Origin of the sequence: uncultured Phenylobacterium sp. (genome assembly GCF_902826855.1) — a bacterium.
Taxonomy (GTDB): Bacteria; Pseudomonadota; Alphaproteobacteria; order Caulobacterales; family Caulobacteraceae; genus Phenylobacterium.
Genome location: NZ_CADEGK010000013.1, coordinates 34,640 through 43,248 on the forward strand (window position 1 = coordinate 34,640; position 8,609 = coordinate 43,248).

Annotated in this window: 8 protein-coding genes, 1 tRNA gene and 1 pseudogene; 5 read left to right on the plus strand and 5 right to left on the minus strand. The window is 70.1% G+C overall.

Going from position 1 to position 8,609, the window contains the following annotated elements; translation table 11 throughout:
• Positions 1–6: 6 nt before the first annotated feature.
• Complete coding sequence (locus tag QZV94_RS03705; protein WP_293676455.1) at positions 7–366, minus strand: DUF2849 domain-containing protein; 360 nt, start codon at positions 364–366, stop codon at positions 7–9.
• Between the two features lie 101 nt (positions 367–467).
• Positions 468–1,247: pseudogene (gene cobA, locus QZV94_RS03710) on the minus strand (uroporphyrinogen-III C-methyltransferase); the annotation flags it as partial.
• Positions 1,248–1,425: 178 nt separating this feature from the next.
• On the opposite strand from cobA, the gene gcvA reads away from it, so the two are divergent.
• Both gcvA and QZV94_RS03720 read left to right on the plus strand, forming a co-directional pair.
• Positions 1,426–2,382: a transcriptional regulator GcvA gene (gene gcvA / locus QZV94_RS03715; RefSeq protein ID WP_293676456.1), complete on the plus strand. Its 957-nt coding sequence runs from the start codon at positions 1,426–1,428 to the stop codon at positions 2,380–2,382.
• A 7-nt stretch (positions 2,383–2,389) separates the two neighbouring features.
• The gene (locus QZV94_RS03720) at positions 2,390–3,028 is read left to right on the plus strand and encodes a hypothetical protein (RefSeq protein WP_293676457.1); all 639 of its coding nucleotides are present in this window, start codon (positions 2,390–2,392) and stop codon (positions 3,026–3,028) included.
• Here the strand turns inward: QZV94_RS03720 and QZV94_RS03725 are convergent.
• The gene (locus QZV94_RS03725; RefSeq protein WP_293676458.1) at positions 3,025–3,342 is read right to left on the minus strand and encodes an Hpt domain-containing protein; all 318 of its coding nucleotides are present in this window, start codon (positions 3,340–3,342) and stop codon (positions 3,025–3,027) included. The two genes, QZV94_RS03720 and QZV94_RS03725, sit on opposite strands and share 4 nt — an antisense overlap.
• 90 nt (positions 3,343–3,432) lie before the next feature.
• Positions 3,433–3,508, minus strand: a tRNA-Lys gene (locus tag QZV94_RS03730).
• A 312-nt stretch (positions 3,509–3,820) separates the two neighbouring features.
• Here QZV94_RS03730 and QZV94_RS03735 point away from each other — a divergent pair.
• Both QZV94_RS03735 and QZV94_RS03740 read left to right on the plus strand, forming a co-directional pair.
• The gene (locus QZV94_RS03735) at positions 3,821–4,549 is read left to right on the plus strand and encodes a LuxR C-terminal-related transcriptional regulator (protein WP_293676459.1); all 729 of its coding nucleotides are present in this window, start codon (positions 3,821–3,823) and stop codon (positions 4,547–4,549) included.
• An 89-nt stretch (positions 4,550–4,638) separates the two neighbouring features.
• Positions 4,639–5,076: a hypothetical protein gene (locus QZV94_RS03740; protein ID WP_293676460.1), complete on the plus strand. Its 438-nt coding sequence runs from the start codon at positions 4,639–4,641 to the stop codon at positions 5,074–5,076.
• Here the strand turns inward: QZV94_RS03740 and QZV94_RS03745 are convergent.
• A complete protein-coding gene (locus QZV94_RS03745) occupies positions 5,073–6,659 on the minus strand; it encodes a caspase family protein (RefSeq protein WP_293676461.1) in 1,587 nt (528 codons plus the stop codon). The two genes, QZV94_RS03740 and QZV94_RS03745, sit on opposite strands and share 4 nt — an antisense overlap.
• A 156-nt stretch (positions 6,660–6,815) precedes the next feature.
• Between QZV94_RS03745 and QZV94_RS03750 the strand changes: the two genes are divergently transcribed.
• The coding region (locus QZV94_RS03750; protein WP_293676462.1) for an ATP-binding protein at positions 6,816–8,609 on the plus strand (1,794 nt) is incomplete at its 3' end.

The following is an 8,609-nucleotide window of genomic DNA, read 5'->3' on the forward strand; positions in this document are numbered from 1 at the left end:
GGCCGCTCACTTGCGCTTGATGAGGTCGACGCGGCCCTTGGAGCGGGCCCCGCCGTGGGCGTGCAGCAGGGCCGCGATCGCCGCGCCCCCTTCGGTCTGCTTGCCGTGGGGAAGGTTGGACGGGCCCAGGGCCCGGATGCGTTCGCGGTAGCTGACCGGCGCCCAAAGGCCTTCGGACTCGATCAAGTCGATCAGGTAGGGCTCCACAACCACGGTGGGCTGGTTCTTGCCGTGCGCCTCGGCGGCTTCCGCCCGCGGGTCGCCGGCCTCGAACAGGTCGGCATCGGCGAATCGTTCGACCCACTCGCCGGCCTTCCAGAACACGACCTCGCCGTCGATCAGGCGGTTGGCGGTCAAGGCTCTCATGTGGAACTCCGCTCGTTCCCGCGCAGGCGGGAACCGACACTGATGGTGGACGGCGCCATCCCCTCGAGGTCCTCGCCCTCGCGGGGCTGAGCGGAGGGCCGGGCCAACGCCATGGCCTCGCCGACGATGAGCAGCGCCGGGCCTCGGATGGCGGCGGCCGCCTGCGGCAGACCGGCCAGCGTGGTGGCGATGCGACGCTCGTCGGGGCGACTGGCGTTCTCGACGATCAGCGCCGGGGTCGAGGCGGCGCGGCCCGCGCCGACCAGGCGCGTGGCGATAGGGGCCGCCATGGACAGGCCCATGTAAATCACCACCGTCTGGTTGGCCTTGGCCAGGCTCTCCCAGTCCAGGTCAGGCTCGCCGTTCTGGGCGTGGCCGGTGACGAAGGTGACTGCCTGGGCAGAGCCCCGGTGGGTCAAAGGCGCGCCGGCGCTCGCGCCCGCCGCCAGGGCGGCGGTGACGCCGGGGATGATCACGCACTCGACGCCGGCCTCGCGGCAGGCCTCCAATTCCTCGCCCCCGCGGCCGAAGATGAAGGGATCGCCGCCCTTCAGGCGCACGACGTTCAAGCCTTCGAGCGCGAAGGCCACCAGCATGCGGTTGATCTCGTCCTGGCTGTAGGAATGGCGCGACTTGCGCTTGGCGACAGAGATCAGCCGGGCCCCCGCGGGCGCCAACGCCAGGATCTCCTCGGAGACAAGGCCGTCATGGACCACCACGTCGGCCGCCTGCAGCGCCTTTAGAGCCTTGAGCGTGAGGAGCTCCGGATCGCCCGGCCCGGCGCCGGCCAGCGTGACCCGGCCAGGGACGTGCGCCGGGCGTGGACCGCCCAGCATGACCAGATGTTCCGTTCGCTTGCGTCTGTCGCCGCTGCCGGCCATGTTAGCTTCTCTATCGACACGCTGGCCCCAGAAACACTGTGGGACGGACTTGCGTCCGCCCCATCATCATCCGCTGCTGAAAAGGGCCGATACTCCAGCGGATGCTTGCAATAAGGGCAGCGAGCGCCCAATTCGCAACCCAAGGACTTCTGCCGGGGTCGTCAGGAATTCTCTATCGATGGATCGGAACACCCACCGACGCCGGCTTCCCCCCCTCAATGCGCTGAGGGCGTTCGAGGCCGCGGCGCGCCACCTGAACTTCAGCCGCGCCGCCGACGAGCTGTCGGTAACGCCGGGCGCGGTCAGCCAGCAGATCCAGAACCTGGAGGACTATGTGGGCGCGGCGCTGTTCAAGCGCACGCCCAAGGGCCTCCTGCTGACCGACGCGGCCCAGACCGCCCTGCCCGCGCTGCGCGAAGCCTTCGATCGGCTGGCCGAGGCCGCCAGCCTGCTGACCGCCGCGGTCGACGGTCGCCGCTTGACGATCACCGCCCCGCCCTCGTTTGCCGCCAAGTGGCTGGCGCCGCGCCTGGGCGCCTTCGAGCGTGCGCATCCGAACGTGGACGTCTGGCTAAACGCGGGCATGGAACTCGTCGACCTCGCCGCCGGCGAGGTAGACCTGGCGCTGCGATACGGGGCCGGCCGCTATCCGGGGCTGGAGGTGCGCCGGCTGGTCAGCGAGGCGGTGATCCCGGTGATCAGTCCTGGCCTTCTGGCCGAGCAGCCCCTGGAGACCCCCGAGGACCTCGCCAACCACACCCTGCTGCACGACGGCTCGCCGGAGATCGACGACAGCTGCCCCGACTGGCCCATGTGGCTGGCGGCCCGCGGCCTGCGCGGGATCGACGGCCACCGCGGCCCGCGGTTCAACCAATCCAGCCTGGTGATCGAGGCCGCCGCCAATGGCCGTGGCGTGGCGTTGGCCAAGCGCTCCCTGGCGCTGGCCGACCTGGAAGCGGGGCGGCTGGTCGCCCCGCTGCAGATCGAGACCGCCGTCGACTTCGCCTATTACCTGGTCCACCCCAAGGCCAAGGGCAGGCTGCCGCAGGTGAAGGCCTTCATCGGCTGGATCGAGGCCGAGGCCCTGGCGCACGAGGACGCGCTGCGGGCCATCGACAACGGCGCCGGCATCTGACGTCGTGATGCGCTGGGCCTGGACCGCGGCGCTCCTGATCACGGCCTCCGCCGCGGTCGCCCAGACCGCCGGCATGGATCCGAGTCGCGCCCTGGACCAGCGCACGCGGCTGCAGGACCAGGTCCAGGCCCTGAACGCCGCGCTCCTCAGCCACGACAGCGCCACGGCGGTCCTCCAGGCCTACTGCGACCGCCGCAGCCCCGGGGCCGGGAAGATCCGCGCCCGGAAGGGGCCCGTCTCCGACGACCTGCGCCTGGCGGCCGCCGCGCGCCGCCTGCTGGGCGCCAGTCCCGCTGAGCCCATGCGCCACCGTCGGGTCGAGTTGCTGTGCGGCGAGGTCGTGCTGTCGCGGGCCGACAACTGGTACCTGCCCAACCGTCTGACGCAGCAGATGAACACGACCCTGCAGACCACCGAGCGGCCGTTCGGCGTGGTGGTCGCCCCACTGGGCTTCAGGCGGCGCACGCTCACGGTCCGCGCGCTGTTCGAGCCCTTGCCGGCGGGTTGGGAGAGCGAGCCGGAGCTCTACGAGACGCCGGTGGCGATTCCCTCCGACATCCTGCAGCACCGCGCCGTCCTGCAGGCCCCCGACGGGCGGCCGTTCAGCTACCTGGTGGAGACCTACCGCGCCTCGATCCTGCGCTAGCCGCCGCCGACGCGCGACAGGTAGCCCTCGATGTCGGCCAGGGCGTCCTTGAGGGCGGCGCGGACCTGCGGCGCCATGCCTACGTCGCCGCGCTCGGCGCTGTCGGCGACGTCGCCGAGCGCCGTGGCCCCGATTCCACGGGCCGAGCCCTTGATGAGGTGGACGAGGTCCCGCCAGTCGTCGCCCGGGGTCTCCAGTTGCGCCAGCCAGGCGTCAGCCTGCTGCCGAAAGAGGGTCAGCACCTCGGTGACGACGGTCATGTCGCCTGCGGCGAAGGTTTCCAGGTAGTCGAAGTCTACGGAGGGCGCGGGCATGGAGTCAGGCTACCACAGTCGCTTTCCGCCAGCCTCTTTCGCCGCAGGGCGAAGGGCTTGCCCTGCAAAGCCCCTCATGGCGGAGCAGGATGGTGGGTGCTGGGGGATTCGAACCCTCGACCCGCTGATTAAGAGTCAGCTGCTCTACCAACTGAGCTAAGCACCCGCACCCCGTTGGTCCCCAAGGGGCCGGCGGCGAGGGCGCGGAAAATACGCAAATGCGCGCCTTTGGCAAGGCCGCGTCTGTCGAAGTTCGCCGAGAGTTCGGCGGCGGCGGGCGATTGACACGGTTTCGCCCGCCGCCGCCCCCGCGCAGCCGCCGTGTCTCAGGCTGCTGCGTAGGGTTGCCCAGAGTCTCGGGCGCCCGAGCAGGAGCGAACAGCTCTCGAATTCGAGGGGTTGACGCTGTGGAATTACCAATTGGCGGCGGACTTGCTAGGATCGTGCGCGGCGTCCTGGGGGGTGTGGATCCGGTCTCATGCTGAAACGCGCGATGAGCTTCGCGGACGGCGCGCTTGCGGCGGCGACACCGGAGGCCGCCAGCGAGGCGTTCTTCGGCGCCCTCAGCGACCTGGGGGCCTCGTACCTGCAGACCCGGCTCTATCGGCGTCCGCTCTTGCCACTCACCTCAGCGGCTCATTTCGCCGCCGGCGGGATCGTCGCACGGATCGCGCCCGAGACCTGGCGCGAGGGCTCAGCGGCCTTCGACTACGTCTGTTTTGAGAACAATCCGCTGCTCGAGGCCATCCGTGGAGGGCTCACCCGCTACCGGTTCAGCGATTTCGCGCCGCGCGAGCAGGCCAGCTTCGGCGGCTACTGGGAAGCCATGAGCGAGGCCGGCATCGGCGACGCGGTCTGTGCGACCTCCTACGGCGCCCACCGCACCATCGCCTCCCTGCACCTGGGCTTCCGCGAGCCGGACCTGGGGCCGCAGGATGCGCTCGCGATCCAGCTCGCGGGACTGATGCTCACCGAGCGCCTGATGACTTTCGCTTCCCCGCCCGGCGACGAGGACGTGCGCCTGACCGCCCGCGAGCGGGACACTCTGGGCTGGGTGGCCGAGGGCAAGTCCGATTGGGATATCTCGGTAATCCTCGGGCTGTCGGAAACCACTGTCCGCTTCCACGTGGACAACGCCCGCAGGAAGCTGGGCGCCGTGAACCGGACCCAGGCGGTGGCGCGCCTGGCGGCGGCGCGGCTCCTCTAGGGAGGCGTATCGCCCGATGGGGGCAATCTCTTGACCATTGTCCCGGCAGGTTCATTCAGTAACGCCGTAAGGGCTGGGGGTATGACGCCATGCGCGGGATCATCATCGGGGTCGCCTTGGCGATCGCCGCGGCAGGGACCGCGCGGGCGGCCGACTATGTGGTCGTGAAGTCCACCGACCCCGCGATCAAGGCGGGCCTGACCTTGAGCGCCGGCCAGAGGGTGAACCTGGCCCCCGGCCAGACCCTGACCCTCATCGCCGCCGCGGGCGACGTGACGACCCTCAAGGGCGGCGCTGCGGGCGCCGTAGCCCCGGTGCGGCGTTCGCAGGGCGATTCGGCGCGTCTCGAGGCCTTGCGCGTCCTGATCGATCCGCCGCCTACGGGCCGCACCTTCGGCGGCCGCCGCGGCGGCGTCTGCCCGGATCCGACGACGTTGAAGACGCTGGACGACATCCTGGCCGTTCAGAGGGGCGACTGCGCCCGAGCCGCCCGCGCTGCGCTCGAGGCCTACGCGACCAAGAACTAGGGACCGGTGTAGAGCTCGCCCAGCGCCATCGCGGCCTTGCCGCGCGCCTGGTCCAGCTCGTCTCTGACGGCGCCTGCCGCCACCTCGGGTGCGCGCTTGCCGTCGATGCGGGCCAGCGTCGCGCGCAGAACCTTCGGCTCGTCGGGCGTCGCCAGCGCCACCACATTATCGACCCCGAAGGGCGCCGCAGCCTTGGTGCGCGCCATCACCACGCGCGTGTCGCCCGCCGCCATCCGGCCGTCGCCGTCGTCCTCCAGCGGATAGAGCCTCTGCACCGTGCCGTCGCCGGCGAGGTTGAAGGCGGTGAGGTAGACGGCCGCGCCCCGATGGGTGACCGCCAGGTCTACGCTCTCGCCGGCCTTGTAGAGCTGACCGGGCGGACGCGGGCCGATCGCCACCTTCAGCTGCCGTTCGTTGGCCACGCCGGCCAGCTCGCGGACCACCCGGCGCTTGACGATGACGCCCGCCAGAGCCTCGGCGCTGGTCAGGTTCTCGGCGACCCGGTCGCCCTTCGAGTCGGTGACCCAGCCTTCCTTGGCCGACCATGTCAGATCGGGCGCGCCGCGCGGGATCGAGGCCCAGGGCCCCTTGCCGCCCAGCAGGTCTGCGGCCTGGTCGTCCGCGGCCTTGACCTGGATGGGACGCTCCTCGGGCGGTGGCGCCTTCAACGGCTGGAACACAACGCTGCGTTCGTTGCGCGGCGGCACCGACGTGGAGGCCCACTGCTGGGTCGAGGAAAGCTCTCGCGTGCGGGTCTCCAGGCTGGAGGCCAGCTCCACCAGCGACAGCTTCCCGTCGTCGTCCAGGTCCGCCGCCAGGTTGCCGTTTGACCGGCGCTCCTTGAGCGCGCCCTCGAGCGCGTAGGTCAGCAGGCCGCGAGAGGGCGAATCCCCCTGCGGCAGAGGTCCTTCCAGGGCGAACTGGTTGTCCTGAGCGGCGCCCACATAGACCAGGTTCGGCGGCAGCCCCCCCGCGGGCGCCTTCGCCGCCGGATCCGGCGGACCGGGCGGCAGGGCGATGGCCAGGGCGCTCGGCAGCGCCTGGCGGGTCTTGAACACGCTGCGGCCGACCGCCCGGTTCATGGTGCCCGAGTGGCATGCGTCGGCGATCTGCAGGACGTTGACCGTGGACGGGAAGAAGTTGGTCAGCCAACCGCGCAGGTCGTCGTCGAGGATGAACTGGTTTGTGTCGGGCTTGGCCGCGCGGAATCCGCCCAACACCAGGAACTCATCCATGCCGTCGGTCTCGCTGGCGTCAGCCGAGCGGGCCTGTGCCCCGTGGCCGGCGTAGAAGAAGATCACCCAGTCGCCGGGCTTGGACCGCTTGCCCAGACCCTCAAGGGCCGCGCGGACATTGGCCCGCGTGGCTTGGCTGTCCCGCAGCGAGATCACGTCCGTGGCGCCCTCCCCCTTCAGCACCGCGGTCAAGGCCGCCGCGTCGTTCGGCGGTCCCTCCAGCGAGGAGATCGGGGCGGTGTATTCGGAGACCGCCACCACCAGCGCGCGGATCTCCGCCCGGGCGGGAGCCGCCCCGGCGATGATGGCCGCCGCAACGCCGGAAACCAGAGCCGTCAGCCCGCGCATCCTGCCCTCATCCTGCTTCCTCGCTGATACGACCAGAGTGCCACGCCGGCTTCAGAGAACCTAGGCGAACGGCGCGCGTGTCGGCCGACCCTGTGGCGTTTGGGCGCACAGCCTCGACGTCGGGCCCTTAAGCAACCTCCGTCACACCCCATCCGCATGAAGGCTCGCGCCCAGTTCCCGAGTTCGAACCCGCCGGCGGCCAGGGGTCCCCGCGGCCTGCTTCGCACCTCATTCATCCGCAAGGTCGTAGGCCTGTCGCTCGTTTCGACGGTCGGCGCACTCATCCTGGCCCTCGCGATCTTCCTGTCGCTGGCCTGGCGGGCGGACGAGGCCGACCTGATCTATGACCAGGGCGAGGTCGGCCGGCACATGGCGAACGCTCTCGTGGGCCCCGGCGGCGCCACAGAGGCGCGCAGCATCTACCGCTCTTCCGAAGGCATGGCCTGGGCGGCCTACTATCCGACCGGCGGCCCCCCAATCCTATTCGTGCCTGAGGACGAGCGGGTGACCCTGGCGGCCCCGCTCGGCGTGGTGACGATGCAGAGCGCAAAGCACGCCCACGGCGCCGACATCCACGTTCCAGTCGTCGCGAATGGTCGTCGGCTGGGCGAGTTGGTGATCCGGGCGAGCAACGAAGAAATCAGGGCCACGCTTCGTCGCAATGCCCTCATCGCCGGCGGGCTGTCGCTGTTGGCCACCTTGTTCGCCGGGGTCCTGTCCGCGTTGCTGGCGGTCCGCACCCTGGCTCCCCTGCACGCGCTCAACCTCGCAATCGAAACCGTCCGCCGAACCAGGGACTTCGGTGCTCCTGTCCCCGTCGTCAGCGAGGACGAAATCGGCCGCCTCACCGAGAACTTCAACGCCTTGCTCGCGGACCTCGAAATCTACAGCGACAGCCTGAATGACGCCCTGATCGAGGTCACCGCGGCGCGCGACTCCGCCGAGGACGCGACCCGGTTGAAGTCGGAGTTCGTCGCGAACATGAGCCACGAGATCCGCACGCCCTTGAACGGGGTCCTGGGCATGGCCCAGGTCCTGGCCAATTCCTCCATGACCGCCGAGCAACACGAGCAGTTGGACGTGATCCGCAAGTCCGGCGCCTCGCTGCTGGCCGTGCTCAATGACGTCCTCGACTTCTCGAAGATCGAGGCGGGCCGGCTGGAGATCGAGGCCGAACCGTTCGACATTGAGGAGGTCGCCGGGGGCGCCTACGCCGTCTTCACCACGGCCGCGAACAGCAAGGGGCTCTCGTTCGGCCTGCGAGTCGCCGAGACCGCGAAGGGGATGTGGCGGGGCGACTCCGTGCGCGTGCGCCAGTTGCTGTACAACCTCATCTCCAACGCTATCAAGTTCACCGACGAAGGCGAGGTGGTGGTCGTCATCGATCGGGCGCTGGAGGGCGAGCGCGACGAGCTCATCATGTCGGTATCCGACACGGGCGTGGGCGTGGCGCCCGAAAACCTGCCGCGGCTGTTCGAGAAATTCACCCAGGCCGACAGCTCCACCACGCGCCGCTACGGCGGCACCGGCTTGGGCCTGACCATCTGCCGACACATCTCCGAGCTTATGGGCGGCACAATCGACGCCCGCAGCGAAGCGGGACGCGGAACCACGTTCGTGGTCCGCCTTCCGCTCGAACACCTGGGCGCATCGCCACCTCCGCCGGCGGCGGAATTGGAGCTGGATGGTGAGCCGGTCGACCTCGGCGCGCTGCGCGTCCTGGCCGCCGAGGACAACGTGACGAACCAGCTGGTGCTCAGGACCATCCTGCATTCCCTGGGGGTCGTTCCCGTGGTCGTCGCCGATGGGCGCCAGGCCGTGGACGCGCTGGCCGAGGCGAACTTTGATCTGGTCCTGATGGATATCCAGATGCCCGTCCTGGACGGGGTCGCGGCGACGCGGGAAATCCGCGCCAAGGAAGGCTCGGAAGGGCGGCGGAGCCGCATCGTC